The 15,607-nt window shown below is 59.4% G+C and carries 18 protein-coding genes; 11 read left to right on the top strand and 7 right to left on the bottom strand.

Going from position 1 to position 15,607, the window contains the following annotated elements:
* Window positions 1-3 precede the first annotated feature (3 nt).
* The 7 genes from NH398_RS11320 to NH398_RS11290 all read left to right on the top strand — a co-directional run bounded on the left by NH398_RS11320 (window position 4) and on the right by NH398_RS11290 (window position 6,336).
* A complete protein-coding gene (locus tag NH398_RS11320) occupies window positions 4-576 on the top strand; it encodes a TIGR02444 family protein (RefSeq protein ID WP_253018625.1) in 573 nt (190 codons plus the stop codon).
* 183 nt (window positions 577-759) lie between these two features.
* Entirely contained in the window at window positions 760-1,809 is a 1,050-nt protein-coding gene (gene dctP, locus NH398_RS11315; protein ID WP_159343532.1) for a TRAP transporter substrate-binding protein DctP, read from the top strand.
* A 271-nt stretch (window positions 1,810-2,080) separates the two neighbouring features.
* Window positions 2,081-2,659: a TRAP transporter small permease gene (locus NH398_RS11310; protein WP_159343531.1), complete on the top strand. Its 579-nt coding sequence runs from the start codon at window positions 2,081-2,083 to the stop codon at window positions 2,657-2,659.
* A gap of 28 nt (window positions 2,660-2,687) precedes the next feature.
* Complete coding sequence (locus tag NH398_RS11305; RefSeq protein ID WP_159343530.1) at window positions 2,688-3,971, top strand: TRAP transporter large permease; 1,284 nt, start codon at window positions 2,688-2,690, stop codon at window positions 3,969-3,971.
* Between the two features lie 21 nt (window positions 3,972-3,992).
* Window positions 3,993-4,436, top strand: a complete 444-nt coding sequence (locus NH398_RS11300; protein ID WP_159343529.1) for a universal stress protein — start codon at window positions 3,993-3,995, stop codon at window positions 4,434-4,436.
* Window positions 4,437-4,584: 148 nt separating this feature from the next.
* Window positions 4,585-5,265 carry an FKBP-type peptidyl-prolyl cis-trans isomerase gene (locus tag NH398_RS11295; RefSeq protein WP_159343528.1) on the top strand — a complete coding sequence of 227 codons (681 nt, stop codon included), beginning with the start codon at window positions 4,585-4,587 and terminating at the stop codon, window positions 5,263-5,265.
* Between the two features lie 3 nt (window positions 5,266-5,268).
* Window positions 5,269-6,336: a PHB depolymerase family esterase gene (locus NH398_RS11290; protein ID WP_253018623.1), complete on the top strand. Its 1,068-nt coding sequence runs from the start codon at window positions 5,269-5,271 to the stop codon at window positions 6,334-6,336.
* A gap of 43 nt (window positions 6,337-6,379) precedes the next feature.
* On the opposite strand, the gene NH398_RS11285 is transcribed toward NH398_RS11290, so the two are convergent.
* The gene (locus NH398_RS11285) at window positions 6,380-6,982 is read right to left on the bottom strand and encodes an SCO family protein (protein ID WP_253018621.1); all 603 of its coding nucleotides are present in this window, start codon (window positions 6,980-6,982) and stop codon (window positions 6,380-6,382) included.
* Window positions 6,983-6,986: 4 nt separating this feature from the next.
* On the bottom strand, window positions 6,987-7,490 hold the full coding sequence (locus NH398_RS11280; protein WP_253018619.1) for a hypothetical protein: 504 nt from the start codon (window positions 7,488-7,490) through the stop codon (window positions 6,987-6,989).
* Window positions 7,491-7,611: 121 nt separating this feature from the next.
* On the opposite strand from NH398_RS11280, the gene NH398_RS11275 reads away from it, so the two are divergent.
* Window positions 7,612-8,526, top strand: coding sequence for an AEC family transporter (locus NH398_RS11275; RefSeq protein WP_253018617.1), 915 nt, complete (start codon window positions 7,612-7,614; stop codon window positions 8,524-8,526).
* 255 nt (window positions 8,527-8,781) lie between these two features.
* Entirely contained in the window at window positions 8,782-9,384 is a 603-nt protein-coding gene (locus NH398_RS11270; RefSeq protein ID WP_253018615.1) for a glutathione S-transferase family protein, read from the top strand.
* 3 nt (window positions 9,385-9,387) lie between these two features.
* On the opposite strand, the gene trmB is transcribed toward NH398_RS11270, so the two are convergent.
* The 3 genes from trmB to thiS are packed head-to-tail and all read right to left on the bottom strand — an operon-like array spanning window position 9,388 to window position 11,193.
* On the bottom strand, window positions 9,388-10,137 hold the full coding sequence (gene trmB, locus NH398_RS11265; RefSeq protein ID WP_253018613.1) for a tRNA (guanosine(46)-N7)-methyltransferase TrmB: 750 nt from the start codon (window positions 10,135-10,137) through the stop codon (window positions 9,388-9,390).
* Window positions 10,138-10,149: 12 nt separating this feature from the next.
* Window positions 10,150-10,944, bottom strand: coding sequence for a thiazole synthase (locus NH398_RS11260; RefSeq protein ID WP_044629869.1), 795 nt, complete (start codon window positions 10,942-10,944; stop codon window positions 10,150-10,152).
* Between the two features lie 27 nt (window positions 10,945-10,971).
* Window positions 10,972-11,193 carry a sulfur carrier protein ThiS gene (gene thiS, locus NH398_RS11255; RefSeq protein WP_153843523.1) on the bottom strand — a complete coding sequence of 74 codons (222 nt, stop codon included), beginning with the start codon at window positions 11,191-11,193 and terminating at the stop codon, window positions 10,972-10,974.
* Between the two features lie 142 nt (window positions 11,194-11,335).
* On the opposite strand from thiS, the gene NH398_RS11250 reads away from it, so the two are divergent.
* Window positions 11,336-11,716: a DUF423 domain-containing protein gene (locus NH398_RS11250; RefSeq protein WP_253018611.1), complete on the top strand. Its 381-nt coding sequence runs from the start codon at window positions 11,336-11,338 to the stop codon at window positions 11,714-11,716.
* A 6-nt stretch (window positions 11,717-11,722) separates the two neighbouring features.
* On the opposite strand, the gene NH398_RS11245 is transcribed toward NH398_RS11250, so the two are convergent.
* Window positions 11,723-12,478: a MauE/DoxX family redox-associated membrane protein gene (locus NH398_RS11245; RefSeq protein ID WP_253018609.1), complete on the bottom strand. Its 756-nt coding sequence runs from the start codon at window positions 12,476-12,478 to the stop codon at window positions 11,723-11,725.
* A 165-nt stretch (window positions 12,479-12,643) separates the two neighbouring features.
* Between NH398_RS11245 and NH398_RS11240 the strand changes: the two genes are divergently transcribed.
* On the top strand, window positions 12,644-13,084 hold the full coding sequence (locus NH398_RS11240) for a DUF411 domain-containing protein (protein ID WP_253018608.1): 441 nt from the start codon (window positions 12,644-12,646) through the stop codon (window positions 13,082-13,084).
* Here NH398_RS11240 and NH398_RS11235 read toward each other — a convergent pair.
* Window positions 13,071-15,566, bottom strand: a complete 2,496-nt coding sequence (locus NH398_RS11235; RefSeq protein WP_253018606.1) for an EAL domain-containing protein — start codon at window positions 15,564-15,566, stop codon at window positions 13,071-13,073. The genes NH398_RS11240 and NH398_RS11235 overlap by 14 nt on opposite strands.
* Window positions 15,567-15,607: the final 41 nt, after the last annotated feature.

Here is a 15,607-nt window from a genome sequence, read left to right as displayed (position 1 = left end):
CCAATGCGCGATTCTAACCGATTGCAGGGCTTGCAGCAGAGGCCGCTATGGGATTTTGCCTTGGCGTTGTATGCCAAGCCCGGCGTCGAGCAGGCCTGTCTCACCTTACAAGACGAGGCGGGCGTGGATGTGTGTGAACTGCTCTTTCACTGTTGGCTCTACCAGCATGGCCTGGCGGCCAAACCGGCGCCGCTCGACGCGATACGCGCTGAGCGTTTGGCTTGGCAGCAGCAGGTGACGGCCCCGCTGCGGGCACTGCGCCGTCGATTGAAGCCCGAGGCCGCCCAGAACGAGGCCATTGAAGCGCTGCGTGCGACCTTACAGCGTGCCGAGCTGCAGGCTGAGCGTGAAAACCTTCAACGTTGGCAGAAGTGGGCGCTCGCATCGTCGACAAATGACGTTCGTTTAACAAAAAGCGACATAAGCCAGCACAATGTTGCACAGTGGCTGCAAGATACGCTGTTTTCGGCACCGCTTGACAAACATTTTCCACAAGCGCAACGCGTGCGCGAAAGCACGACAACGGCACTTTTCACCCTGGCAAGCCAGCTTGACCGCTGTGAGCCACCACGCTAGCCTGAAATTAAGCTGTTTTTGAATAACCCGCGCTGGCCGCGCTGATATCGCCCGCTAACCCACAGCAATGAACGACGTTACTGCGTGTTAGCGGCTGAGAAAACGTGCAGCGGCATGGGATAGACAAAAATTAGATTCTAGCGCTCTCGTACGGCGCGCTTACCACTGCTAGGGGAACTCTGCATGAAGGCAAGCAAATTAGTTTCGACTCGTTCCGTTTCCACCAAGTTACTCACCACGGCGAGCGTAGGGGCTCTGCTGCTGGGCCTGAGCGCGACAGCCCAGGCGGATAACTGGCGTTACGCTCACGAAGAGTACGAAGGCGACGTGCAGGATGTATTCGCTTACGCGTTCAAAGAGTACATCGAAGAGAACTCTGACCACTCCGTACAAGTGTACCGTTTTGGCGAGCTGGGTGAGTCCGATGACATCATGGAGCAAACCCAAAACGGCATTCTCCAGTTCGTGAACCAGTCGCCTGGCTTCACTGGCGCACTGATTCCGGAAGCGCAAATCTTCTTTATTCCGTATCTGCTGCCAACCGACGAAGAGACCGTACTGACGTTCTTCGACGAGAGTAAAGCGATCAACGAAATGTTCCCGGAGCTCTACGCGGAGCAGGGTCTCGAACTTCTGAAGATGTACCCAGAGGGTGAAATGGTGGTCACCACCGACGAGCCGATCAGCTCGCCGGAAGACATGGATAATAAGAAAATCCGCACCATGACCAACCCGCTGCTGTCGGAAACCTACGACGCCTTTGGCGCGACGCCGACACCGCTGCCCTGGGGCGAAGTATATGGCGGCCTGCAGACCGGCATCATCGATGGCCAGGAAAACCCGATCTTCTGGATCGAGTCTGGCGGCTTGTATGAAGTGTCTCCGCACCTGACCTTCACCGGTCACGGCTGGTTCACCACCGCCATGATGGCGAACCAAGATTTCTACGAAGGCCTGTCCGATGAGGATAAAGAGCTGGTGCAGGAAGCCTCTGACGCGGCCTACGACCACACGATCGAGCACATCAAGGGGCTGGCTGACGAAGCACTCGCCAAGATTCAGGAAGCGTCCGACGAAGTGACCGTCACGCGCTTGAACGAAGAGCAGATTCAAGCGTTCCGTGAGCGCGCACCGCAGGTCGAAGATGCCTTCCTCGAAATGACGGGTGAGCGTGGCGCTGAGCTGCTGGAGCAGTTCAAGGCCGATCTCGAAGCCGTCAACAGTGAGTCCTAATGGGTTAGCGCGTTCGCGTTGATCAGATGACATCACGAAGGGGCAGCCAGCGCTGCCCCTTTTTTATTGTTCGCTCAGGCAGCGAAAAAACACGTGCTTTCGCGGTGGAACACAGAAAAATCTACGTCCATCCAGCGTTGAAGCGAAAAGAGTCATTACCCGTTACGCTACAAAATGAGCAAGGCCGAACCTACTCCGTTCGGTGTCAGTGATGGGAATGTCGCGTCGCGGATCGAGCAAGCGACCACGCTGCGTTTAAAGGAGAACGGCCATGTCCGAAGAAGAGTCCGAAAAGAATTACCGGTCGGGTTTGCCCGGTGTATTGGGAGTGATCGACACTGCAATTAGCAAAATCGAGTCAGTCATACTGGCGATGGGGGTTTTGCTAATGGCGCTGAACACGGTCACCAACGTCATTGCCCGCTTCGTATTCGGCAATAGCATCATGTTTTCAGGTGAGCTAAACCGTATCCTGATCATCATGATCACCTTTGCGGGTATTGGTTATGCCGCCCGTCACGGTCGCCATATTCGCATGTCGGCGATTTACGACGCGCTGCCGGTGGGTGGGCGCAAAGTGTTGATGATCGGCATTGCGTTCTTTACCTCGCTGGTGATGTTCTTCCTGCTTTATTACTCCGTGGTGTACATCCTCGACTTGTATAGCAAAGGGCGCGTACTTCCGTCTCTGGGCTTGCCGGTGTGGATCATTTACGTCTGGGTACCCATGGGCTTTTTGATTACCGGGATTCAATACCTGCTGACCGCCATTAAAAACCTTTCCACTCGGGACGTTTACCTCTCCACCGGGGTCGTGGACGGCTACAAAGATACCGAAACAGAAGTGTAACGCAGGGATTGCACCCTAGGGGAACGCTATGACGACGATAATGGTAGTCACCATGATTGCCCTGCTGCTGCTGGGCTTTCCAATGATGATCCCGCTGATCACCGCTGCGGTGATCGGCTTCTATATGATGTTCAACGGTTTTGGCCAGATGGATACGCTGATTCAGCAGATGATGGCGGGCATACGTCCGGCGTCGCTGATTGCCGTGCCGATGTTCATTCTCGCTGCCGACATCATGACCCGAGGGCAGTCGGCTAACCGCCTCATCGATATGGTGATGTCCTTCATTGGCCATATCAAAGGCGGCTTGGCGGTCAGCACCGCGGCCTCCTGTACGCTGTTTGGTGCCGTGTCGGGGTCGACCCAGGCCACTGTGGTCGCGGTGGGCTCACCGCTGCGCCCGAAGATGCTCAAAGCGGGCTACTCTGACCCCTTTACGCTGGCGCTGATTATCAATGCCAGCGACATTGCCTTTTTGATCCCGCCCAGCATCGGCATGATTATTTATGGGGTCATTTCCGGTACGTCGATCGGCGAGCTGTTCATCGCCGGTATCGGGCCGGGGCTTCTGATTTTGTTCATGTTCTCCACTTACTGCATCATTTACGCCATCGTGAAGGACGTGCCCACCGAAGAGCGCGCAAGCTGGAAAGAGCGCGCCACGGCCGTGCAAAAAGCGCTCTGGCCGCTGGGCTTTCCGGTGATCATCGTCGGTGGGATCTATGGCGGTATCTTCAGCCCCACCGAAGCGGCGGCCGCCTGCGTGCTGTATGCCGTGCTGTTGGAGTTCGTCGTTTTCCGTTCGCTAAAAATGCGCGACATCTACGCCATTGCTAAATCCACCGGCCTGATTACTGCTGTGGTGTTCATTCTGGTGGCCGTCGGCAACGGCTTCTCATGGATCATCTCGTTCGCGCAGATTCCTCAGGCGATTCTCGAGGCCGTCGGGGTCAACGAGGCCGGGCCCACGGGCGTACTGATCGCCATCTGTATTTCGTTCTTCGTGGCATGTATGTTCGTCGACCCCATCGTGGTCATTCTGGTGCTAACGCCGATTTTTGCGCCGGCGATTGCGGCCACCGGGCTCGACCCGGTCCTGGTGGGTATTCTGATTACCCTGCAGGTCGCGATAGGCTCGGCCACGCCACCCTTTGGCTGCGATATCTTTACCGCTATTGCGATCTTCAAGCGCCCCTACTGGGAGGTGATCAAAGGGACGCCACCGTTCATCTTTATGCTGATTCTGGCGGCGGCCCTGCTGATCATGTTCCCGCAAATTGCGCTGTTCCTGCGTGATGTTGCCTTCCGTTAAGCAGTCACAAGGAGAACGCGGATGTTCAATCGCATTCTGATTCCCGTCGATGGCTCCAAGGGGGCCATCAAAGCGCTCGAAAAAGCCGTTGGGCTGCACATGCTTACCGGGGCCGAGCTCTATCTGCTGTGCGTGTTCAAACATCATAGCCTGTTGGAAGCGTCGCTCTCCATGGTGCGTCCCAACCGTCTGGATATTCCTGATGACGCGCTCAAAGAGTACGCCACCGAGATTGCCGTGCACGCCAAGTCCCATGCCATCGAGCTGGGCGCCGACAGCGTTCGCGTGCGGGCTTTTGTCAAAGGCGGACGTCCCTCCCGCACCATCGTGCGCTTTGCTCGTAAGCGGGAGTGCGATCTGATCGTGATTGGCGCACAGGGAACCAACGGGGAAAAGAATTTGCTGCTGGGCAGCGTTTCCCAACGCGTGGCCGGGGCCGCGCATTGCCCGACGTTAGTGGTCTAATGTGAGGCCATCAGGCTAAACCTCTACGCAACCGCGTGGTCCGAAGAGCACCCGTCGTTTCAGGTAATGCAGCCTGAGGCGGCGGGTGTTAGTCTTTGAGGCACCCAAAAACATTTGGCGCGCTGCGCCGCTGGATAAGGTTTTTTCCATGAAAGCATTACTCTCTTCTACCGCGCTCACTGGCCTGCTGCTGGTGGCGCCGTTTGCCGCCGCCGCTCCGGAAACCGACGAGCAGCGCCTGGCGTATAGCCTGGGCGTGACCCTGGGCGAAAGCATGCAGGCAGACATCGACGATCTCGATCTGGATGCGTTCACCGATGGTATGCGCGATGTCTTTGATGGCAACGAGCTAGCGATGAACGAAGAAGAGATGATGGAAGCGCTGATGGCCTTCCAAGAGCGTTCGATGGAAGCACGCGAGCAGGAGGCCGCCGAGCTGGCCCAGTCGAACCTGGAAGAGGGACAAGACTTCCTGGCCGACAATGCCGAGCGTGACGAGGTCGAAGTGACCGAGTCGGGCCTGCAGTACGAAGTGATCGAATCCGGTGACGGCGCCACACCAGGGCCCGAAGACACCGTCGAAGTGAACTACGAAGGCATGCTGCTGGATGGCACCGTGTTCGATAGCTCCTTCGAGCGTGGCGAGTCGGTGAGCTTCCAGGTCAACCAGGTGATCGAAGGCTGGCAAGAAGCGCTGCAGCTCATGAGCGTGGGTGATAGCTGGATGCTCTACATTCCGGCGGATCTCGCCTACGGCGAACGCGGTCAGGGTCCGATCGGCCCGAACGAAATGCTGACCTTCCGCGTCGAACTACTAGGCATCGAATAAGCCATGGGCATGGCCGTTCGTCAGCGCCGCTGGATGGCGGCGCTTATCGTCTTGGGTAGCAGCGCTGCCCATGCCCAGGAAGAGACGCCTGGCTTACCTGCGCTGGCGGCAGCGAGCGATCAGGCGAGCGTGGTGGGCGTCTCCTCTGGGGGCTACATGGCCACTCAGCTCGCGGTGGCGTGGCCCGAGCGTTTTAGCGGGTTGGGTGTCCTGGCGGCAGGACCGTGGGGCTGTGCGCAGGGGGCATTAAGTACGGCCCTCAATCAGTGCATGATGACCCGACGTGGCTTGCCGTCTTTGGACGAGCTGGCACAGCGCCGCGAGCGCTACGCAGAGATGGAGCAGGTAGGCAGCCAAGAGGCGCTTCGCCAGCTTCGCGCCTTCGTGTGGCATGGCGCGTCAGACGAAACGGTCTCGCCTGCGCTGGGCGATCTGCTCGCGCAGCAGTGGCAGCGCTGGCTAGCGGACCCGGAGCAGCAGCTACGTTTCGTTCAGCGGGACAACACCGGACACGGCTGGCCAGTGGCAATGCCCAACGACGCGTCCCTCGACCCGCAGTCGCTGGGCGACTGCCATAACGGCGGCGCTAGCCACCTGCTGGCTTGCGGCGACGACGTGGCGGGGGAGATGCAGGCGTGGCTTTATCCCGAGCGCGAGGCGAACGCCAGCGAAGGCGAGCTGTTGGCCTTTGACCAGTCTGACTTCGCAGTGAAGGGCTTTGCCGATACGGGCTATCTGTTCGTGCCCGAGGCGTGTGAAGCGGGCGGCTGCCCGGTTACCGTGGCGCTACACGGTTGCCAGATGAACGCAGAGACCATTGGGGATACGTTCGTGCGTTACAGCGGTTTGAACCGCTGGGCGGCGGAACATGCCCAGGTGGTGCTGTATCCACAGGCGGAGAGCAGTATGGCCAATCCGCAAGCGTGCTGGGACTGGTGGGGGTTCGCGGAGAGTACGTGGCAGATCAATCCGCTACACGATACCCGCGATGGCACCCAGGCGCAGGCGCTGATGGCCATGTTGGACCGCCTGCAGGCCGATCAGACGAGCGAAACGTCCTCAGACCGCTAAGGTATCCAGCCACGGCGGCACGGTCGTTTGAAGGACGGTTACGTCACGATGAGCCGCTAAGCTCGCTCTCCAACGCCGAAACTAACCCGTGGGGCGTTGGGGAGTAGAGCACCCGCTGCAGGATCTCCCCATCGCGGTTGACCAAAAACAGCGACGCACTGTGGTCGATGGTATACGCCATGGCCGACTCTGGTGCGTCGACCCGCCGCCAAATCACCCCGTAGCGCTCAGCGACATCGGTCAGCTGTGCTTGGCTACCCACCAAGCCAATGAACTCTTCGCCGAAGAACTGCATATACTCGCTCATCCGGTCGAGCGTATCGCGTTCTGGATCTACCGTAATCATGACAGGCACCACCCGTTCACGCTGGGTATCGCTCAATTGCGCCAGGGCCTGGCGTTTGACCGCCTGGTTCATGGGGCAGACATCAGGGCAGTAGGTGTAACCGAAGGAGACGATGGCAATCTCGTCGTCGCCGAGCTGAGCCAGGGAGAAGTCGCCTTGTGTCGACGGCATGGCGATGGGGCCGCCTGTCGGTTCGTCGGGATCCTCACCCGCGCGGAGTTGGTACATGCCAACGCTTGCCACGACCAGTAGAAGGGCAAGTAGGGCGATGCCTAGCCACAGTGGCTTGCGTATTGCCATGTGCTTAACTCCTTGTCACGTCGAAATCGAACCAGCTACCCAGCTTACCGTCCGGCGTTTCCAGAATGACCCGCGCCCGCCAAGGCATGACGGCTTGCGTACACACGCCGACTTGCCCCTGACCGTGGAAGTGGCCCGGCGCCGTGGCGGTGAGCGCGAAGCGGTTGAGCCCCATGTCCATGCCGCGACCCACAAAATCGACCGTCACTTGGCTAGGGGCTACGCCCTCTACCTCGACATCCAGCGGCAGCACTTCCAGTGCCTCGATGCGGCCGTTGGTATCGATGGCTAGCGTGAGATGGCCCTTGTCGCCCAGCGTTACCGAACAGGGCGTTTGATGCAAATTGCATTCACCGCTGGGGGAGAACCACACGATATCGCTATCGTCGCGCAACCAGTTAGCAAAGACGTACCACGTGCATGCGGCCAGCGCGAGGCCAGTCACCAGGATAAGCACTTTGAGCGCTGGAAAACCCGTCTCCTCGACAGGTTTAAGCAAATTCTTCATGGCAGAATAGTCGCTACGCAGGCCATAAGGCGGGAAATTTGTTTCATGGTATGCAATTCATGGTAACAGCTATCCCGCAGATGTCGCTGTGCTGGGATGTCGCACTTGATAAGGAATAACAATGGAGAGCATTACCGGAGCGTTAGGGCCGCTGTTTTTATTGATTTTATTGGGCGCCGCCTTGGGAGCAGGCCGCTGGCCGAGCGTCGAATTTTGGGCGCAGATGGAGCGGCTGATCTATTTCGTGCTGTTTCCGGCCATGCTGATCGGCACGCTGGCAACGGCCGACGTGAGCCAAGTGCCCGTCGGTCGATTAGCGCTGGCGCTGCTGGGAGCGATGGTGCTGTTTGGCCTGCTGCTGTGGCATTTTCGCGCCTGGTTGGCACTCGACGCGCCGGCGTTCACCTCGGTGTTTCAAGGGGCCGTGCGTTTCAACACGTACGTGGGCGTGGCAGGGGCGGCGGCGCTGCATGGCTCGTTGGGGGCCACCACGGCAGCGGTGGCCGTGGCGCTCATGGTGCCTGTGGTGAACGTCATGTGCGTGGCCAGTTTCGTGGCGGCGGGCACGTTGGGTAGCGCAAGTCTGGGTAAGAGCGCGTTGGCATTGGCGAAAAATCCGCTCATTTTGGCGTGTCTGGCCGGTATTGGGCTGAATCTTAGCGGTATTGGCCTGCCTGGATGGAGCGAGGCGACCGTCTCGCTGCTGGGGCGCGCAGCCCTGCCGCTGGGCCTAGTGGCTGTGGGCGTGGCGCTCAGGCCCATGGCGCTGCTGCGTCTTGACCGTGGCGTGATCGCCACGAACGCGATCAAGCTGCTGCTGATGCCCGCCTTGGTACTGCTGTTGGCGTGGCTACTGAGGCTCGACCCCGTGAGCCGAGACGTCGCGCTGCTGTTTGCCGCGCTGCCCACGGCGACCTCGGCCTACATTCTTGCCCGTCAGTTGGGAGGCGATGCGGAATTAATGGCAGCCATCATTACCGGACAAACGCTGCTCGCCATGCTGACGCTGCCGTTGTGGCTCCAGCTCATCAGTTGATCTAAAAAATAAATAAAAAGTATTCGCATTTGTGTTGACGGGGTAAATGAGAATGATTATATTGTGATGGTCGGCGTTTGATGAGACGCTGGCAACCACGACAGAAACCGCCAGTTTCCTGTCATGGTTTCTCCCTCTCATTGCTAGTCACGGTCTTTTGCCGCTCCCCCATGGAGCGGCTTTCTTTTTTTGGGGCTCCTGTAGTGTCTTCCCGTGATTTACGATACGGATTCATGACCTCGATGTGAGACCACTATGCAGCTCTACCTCAATACTTCTTCCCCCTACGCTCGTGTGGTACGGATCTGCCTGTATGAAAAAGGGCTGATGGCACACACTGAGCTTTGCTGGTGCGACCCCTGGGCATCGAATAGCGAGCTTTTAAAGATTACCCCGCTGAGTCGTATTCCGACGCTGGTGACGGAAGGCGGCGAGGTGCTGACCGAATCGCTGCTGATTGCCCACTATCTGGATGCCGTGGGCGAAGGCGCGAAGCTGCTACCAGCGGACGGTTTAGCGGAAACCCTGGCGCTGGCGGGGTTGGGGCAGGGCTTGATGGAGGCGGCGTTTAACGTGGTGATTGGCCGCAAGCATGGTGGGCCAGACGTGGATGAGACGCTGTTAGGAAGCCGGCGGTTAAAAGCGATTGAGCGCACGCTGGTGACGCTGGAGGCGCACCCTAGCGTGCTGGCTGGCCATACCCAGCGCACGCTAGGGGCGATTGTGGTTGCTGTCGCCCTGGCTTACCTCAGCTTTCGCTTACCGGCCTTTGATTGGCCGAACCGCTTTCCACGGCTGCAGGCGTGGTTTGCCAAGGTGGCCGAGTGCGACAGCTTTGCGCTAACGGCGTTTGAGTAAGCGTTACGCTTCCCGCCGGTAAATCAGATCCCAGACGCCGTGGCCGAGCTTTTCGCCGCGGGCTTCAAACTTGGTGAGCGGGCGGAAGGCCGGGCGGGGCACGTAGGGCGCGGTCTCGGCGGTGGCGGTGTTGGCGTAGCCGGGGGCGGCGTCCATCACTTCCGCCATCCACTCAGCGTAGGCTTCCCAGTCGGTGGCCATGTGGAACGTGCCGCCGGGCTTGAGGCGTGTGCGAATCAGCTCCACGAACGCAGGCTGGACGATGCGCCGTTTATGATGCTTCTTCTTCGGCCACGGGTCGGGGAAGAATAGCTGCAGCGTAGTCAGCGAGCCTTCGGGCAGGCACTGCTCCATTACCGCCAGGGCGTCTTCACGGTAAACGCGCAGGTTGGTCAGGCCGCGTTTATCCACTTCATCGAGCAGTTTACCAACGCCGGGGGCGTGCACCTCAATACCGATAAAATCGGTATCGGGATGAGTTTCAGCCTGCTCGATCAGCGAGTTACCCATACCAAAGCCAATTTCCACCACGCGGGGGGCTTGGCGGCCAAACAGGGCGTCTAAATCCTGGCGACCATCGGCAATGGTCAGCCCCAGGCGCGGCCATACGTCTTCCAGGCCGCGTTGTTGGGCTTGGGTCATGCGCCCGGCGCGAATCACATAGCTTTTAATGCCGCGGCGGTGCAGCGGCGCATCGGCACTTTCGGGGCCAGTGGTGTTGCTCTCGGGCGCGGTGTCGTTCGTATCGGTCATGGTGTCTCTGTATCAGCCGTTGATTCGGCCTGCAAAAGGCGAAGAGGGGTCGGCGCTTTGGCGGCGCGGCATTCGGCCTGCCAAGAACGCATCGCGGCCAGCCTCGACGGCGAGCTTCATGGCGTTGGCCATGCGCAGCGGATCGCGGGCATGGGCAATGGCGCTGTTGAGCAGTACACCGTCGCAGCCAAGTTCCATGGCCATGGCGGCATCGGAGGCCGTGCCAATGCCTGCATCCACCAGGACCGGCACGCTGCTCTGTTCCACGATGAGGCGAACGTTATGCGGGTTTTGAATGCCGTGGCCCGAGCCAATTAATGAACCCAGCGGCATGATGGCGCAGCAGCCCATGGCTTCCAGCTCGCGTGCCACAATCGGGTCATCGCTGGTGTACACCATCACGTCGAAACCGTCGGCCAGCAGGGTCTCGGCCGCTTTGAGCGTCTCGACCACGTTGGGGTAGAGCGTATGGTCATCGCCGAGCACTTCCAGCTTGACGAGGTTGTGGCCATCCAGCAGTTCGCGGGCCAAGCGGCAGGTGCGCACGGCATCTTTGGCGTTGTAGCAGCCCGCGGTATTGGGCAGCAGGGTGTACTGCTTGGGCGAGATGACGTCGAGCAGGTTCGGCGCATCGGCATCTTGGCCAAGGTTGGTACGGCGCACGGCAAAGGTGACGATTTCGGCACCGCTCTGGGCAATGGCCGCACCGGTTTCGGTAAAGTCTTTGTACTTGCCGGTACCCACTAACAGGCGGGAGCTAAAATCACGTCCGGCAATGGTGAACGGTGTATCAGTCAGTTGCGTCATAGCGATTCCTTGAAAAAGCACCGGCAGCTAGCCGCCGCCAATGGCGTGGACCACTTCGATCTGGTCGCCTGCGGCCAGCGGGGTCGCGGCCAGTTGGCTCTTGGGCACAATCTGTTCGTTGATTTCGACAGCGATACGACGCCCGCCCAGGCCAAGTTGCTCGACCAAGTCGGCAGCGGTGAGGCCAGCGGTCATGGCGTAGGGTTCGCCGTTGAGCGTAAGCTGTATCGACTCATTGGGGGTAGACATAAACAGTAAGCACCCTGGTGGATGAGGCAAAACGGCCTCTATTGTAGCGGTTTCGACCCGTGCAAGGTATGCAGCGGGGTGAATATCTCAATGATTAACGGGGTGGCGATGCGCCGCCAACATAGGTGAAAAGGAGTCAGGCGTGCAGCGAATCGACAAGCTATGGTGGTGTGTGGTGGCGCTTTTAGGGGCAACCATGGTGATGCTGGGGGCTTACGCCGCCCACGGGTTAGCGGCACGCACCAGCGCTGCCATGGTGGATATCGTGGAAACCGGCGTGCGCTACCAAGCGTGGCACACGCTGGCCATGCTGGCGGTGCTTGCTTGGCGCAGCCACCGCCCGCTCCCCGGTCAGCAGGTCGTACTGGCGCTATGGACGTTAGGCGTACTGGCCTTTGCCGGTTCGCTCTACCTGATGGCGCTGGCCGGGTTGAGCGTAGGTATCGTGACGCCGATTGGCGGGCTGCTGCTGATGGCCGGCTGGCTGGCCCTGGGCGTCACGGCGCTGCTAAGCCGCTCTTAATCGACGCTAGCCCAGCAGTAGGCGCAGCGGCATCCACAGGCCCATGCCGATCATCACCAGGTTTTCGGTGAGCGACACAAAGCCGAGGGGTACGTTGCTGTTGCCACCCACGCAGGCGCACTTGAGTTCGCGCTTGTCGATGTATACCGCTTTGAACACCGATACCGCGCCCACGGTGCCGACGAACAGTGCCAGCGGTGCGGCTACCCAAATCAGCGTGCCCGCCAGCATCAACAGCCCTGCGGCGGTTTCGGCGTAGGGGTAAACGTAGCTATAGGGCACGTAGCGCTGGGCGAGCAGGTCGTAGTTGAGAAACATGGTGCTGAAGCTTTCGATGTCCTGCAGCTTCTGCAGGCCCAGCAGCACCATCGCGGTCGCTACGGCAAACTCTGGCATGCGCGCCGTAAGCAGCGTGCCCTGGGTCGCCCAGCTCATCGCCAGGCCTATCAATAGCGCGACGGCAAAAATGGCCAGCACCGGGCGGTAGGTAGTCTCTTTGGCATTGGGAACGCTCATACCCAAGTGTTCGCGCACGTCTTCGTAGCCGCCAATCCGCTCGCCATCGATATATACCTGCGGCGTGGTATCGACATCTTCCTGTGCCTTGAATGCGTCGACGTCGTCACGGCTGGTGAGAGTATGGTCATCCACCGCGTAGCCTTTGCGTTTGAGCAAGTCGACGGTCTTCAAGCCGAACGGACACATGTGCTCGGCGGTTTTCATCCGATATACCTGGGCAGTGTGGTGGGTCGTTGCTGCCATGGTTAGCCTCCTTGTCGTCTTGCGATCAACGTCCACTCCTTAGCGTAGAACCCGGTGCCGCCCATAGGTCAAATAACCGGGCTGATGATGCTGCAGCGGGCTTGACCTATGGGTAACCCCTAGGTTGTAAGCTTTACAACAGAGACCATTTAACAGGAGATACATATGAAACGTAACGCCACGGCGCTCTTGGTATCCGGTGCACTGATGTTTGGTGCCGCAACAGCCCAAGCGGCGCTGCCCGATGAGGCGACGCTGTATAAAAACCCGCAATGCGGCTGCTGCGATGAGTACGCGCGTCATCTTGAAGCGCTGGGCGTAGACGTCACCATTATTGATGATGTCGAGCTGGGTGATATTAAGCAGCAGGCGGGCGTGCCTTACGGCATGGGCTCGTGCCACACCATCGAGATAGGCAACTACTGGATCGAAGGGCACGTGCCGATGGAAGCGGTTGAGGCACTGTTTGATCAGCAGCCGGAGGTCGATGGCATCGGCTTAGCCGGTATGCCGATTGGCACACCGGGCATGCCTGGGCCCCAGAGCGAGCCTTATCACGTGTATATGTTCAGCAATCAAGACGCCCAGCCGTTCATGACGCTGTAGGAGAAGAGGCACCATTGCGTCGCGTAAACGCTGCTGCGGGTGCTGGCTTGCCAAAGTAATAGCCCTGATACACATGGCACCCTAAGCGCGCCAGCACCGTACACTGATCGTTGGTTTCCACGCCCTCGGCAATCACGTCTAGCCCCAGGCTCTCTGCCAGGGCGATGATGGTGGCGGCGATCGGCGTTGCCTGCATGTCCAGAGTCAAATCCCTGACGAAAGCGATGTCGATTTTGAGCGTGTCCAGCGGCAGCGATTTGAGATATGCCAGCGACGAGTAGCCGGTGCCAAAATCATCCAGCGCAAAGCGAATGCCCAGTTGCCGCAGTCGGCGCATCTTGTCGATGGTGCCTTCCGGGTCGCTCATCAGCAGCGATTCGGTCAGCTCCAGCGTCAAACGCTCAGGCGGGGCGCCGGTCGCGCACAGCGTGGTGGTGACCTGCTCGACAAAATCGGGCTGCTGGAACTGACGCACGCTCACGTTGAGCGAGAGCTTTAAATGGCGCAGGCATGGGTCGTGCTGCCACTCGCCGAGCAGACGGCAGCCCTCTTTTAACACCCAAGCGCCCAGGGGCAAAATGAGTCCGGTTTGCTCGGCGATGGGAATAAAGCGTCCCGGTGAGATCATCCCCTGCTGTGGGTGGTGCCAGCGCACCAGGGCTTCGGCACCGATGACGTCGTGGTGCGTATCTACCTGGGCTTGAAGATGCAGGCTAAGCGCACCGCTATCGATCGCCAGGCGTAGCTCACGCTCCAGCGTAATATCTTCTTCGAGTTTCTGCTCCAGCTCCGAACAGAAGCGCTTGGGCACGCCGTCTCGCTGGCGCTTGGCTTCCAACAGTGCCAGCCCGGCGCGTTTGAACAGCTGCCCGACGCTCTCAATCTCACTAGGACAAAAAATCAGCATGCCCACGTTGATGTTGCAAGGGTAGGTGTGCCCGTGAAGCTGATAATCGGCCACCAGCGTCGCCAGTACCTGCTCGATATGCTGGTACGCCCGCCGTTCGGCGGTGGCTTGATCCGTGGCGGTGAACGTAGACAACAGCGCAAACTCATTACCATCCAAACGGGCTGCCATCACCTCCTGTCCGGCCTGCTGCTGCAAGCGGCTGCCGAGCTGTCGTAACAGCTCGTCGCCAATATCCTGGCCCATGCTGTCGTTCAGCACTTTGAAACGGTTGACGTCCAACAGCGCTAGCACCGAGTAGTGGCCCTGATGACGGCTATCCTGCAGGTGTGTCGTCAAATACTCCTGAAGTGCCAAGCGGTTTGGCAAGCCGGTGAGCATGTCATGGTAAGCCAGATAGCGAATCCGCTGCTGCGCGTTTTGCTCGTTGGTGCGGTCGCTGATCAGGGCCACGTAATCCCGATCTTTACTGTGGGCATAGTTCACGCGGCTGATGCTGAGCCATGCCGGGTACTCATCGCCATTGGAGCGCAGAGCGGTGACCATACCGCTCCACTCCCCTTGCGATACCAGCGCACGGTGAATGGCAGGCGTGAGCGCCTGGCTATCTTTAGCGTAGGGCACTTGAGTGATATCCGTACCGATGAGCTGGGTGTGAGTCATCCCCGTTAATTGCTCAAAAGCGTTATTACACAGCCGGATGCGCGCGCCATCATCAAATAGCACCACGCCATCTTGCAGAGCGGCAATCACTTCTAGCAGCCGTCGCTGGGTCATATGGCCGTGGCGCTCGCTGTCCTGCAGGCGGCGCTGGATTTTAATCGCCAGCACGGTCAGCAGCGCGGCAAAAACGGCCGCCCCGCTGATCACAAAAATAAGCCACTGGGAGCCCTCTATGTGGGCGTGCTCGGCGGCATCGCTCATGGGCACGAACCAAGCGGCCTGCATGGCCACGTAGTGCATGCCACTGACGGCGAGCGAAATACACAGCGCAGATATGAACGCGTACCGCTGATAGCGCGCTTTGCCGTTTTCAAGACGGCATAAGCGGTAAGCATAGGCACTCAAAATGCCCAGCCCAACGGCAACGACCAACGAGGCTAAAAATAGATCCAGCGCATAGTAGAGCGTGGCGGGCATACGCATGGCGGCCATGCCGCTATAGTGCATCACGCCAATCCCCAGCCCCAGGCTCGTGCCCGCGAGAATCAGCGTGCGGTGCGAGAGCTTCTCGCGACAGAGCAGCGTCATGGCCACCAAGCTACCGACGATGGCAGGCACAACGGAAAGCAGTGTTAATAGATGGCCGTGGCTAACGTGAAACGCCAGCCGGTAGGCGTGCATGCCGACGAAATGCATGCTCCAGACGCCCGCGCCCATCACGCTGGCCCCCGCGGCGAGCCAAGTGCTGCGCCAGAGCGACGACGAGGTGCTCCCGACGAGACGAATAATTTCCAAGCTGGCATAAGATGCCGCCAGAGCAACTAGCCAGGAGAGTATCACCAGGAGAACATCGTGCTTTCCTTGCAAAGCACTCAGCGCCTGAGGATCCAGTAATAGGTTGGGCAGTAACATTCATCGATCGCTGTGTGGCAGTGGCATGCACACACTACTCT

It is taken from the genome of Halomonas sp. CnH100-B, assembly GCF_024124605.1.
In the GTDB taxonomy this organism is placed as follows: Bacteria; Pseudomonadota; Gammaproteobacteria; order Pseudomonadales; family Halomonadaceae; genus Vreelandella.
The sequence above is the reverse complement of the archived record's forward strand: the minus strand, read 5'-3'. Positions and strand labels throughout refer to the sequence as shown.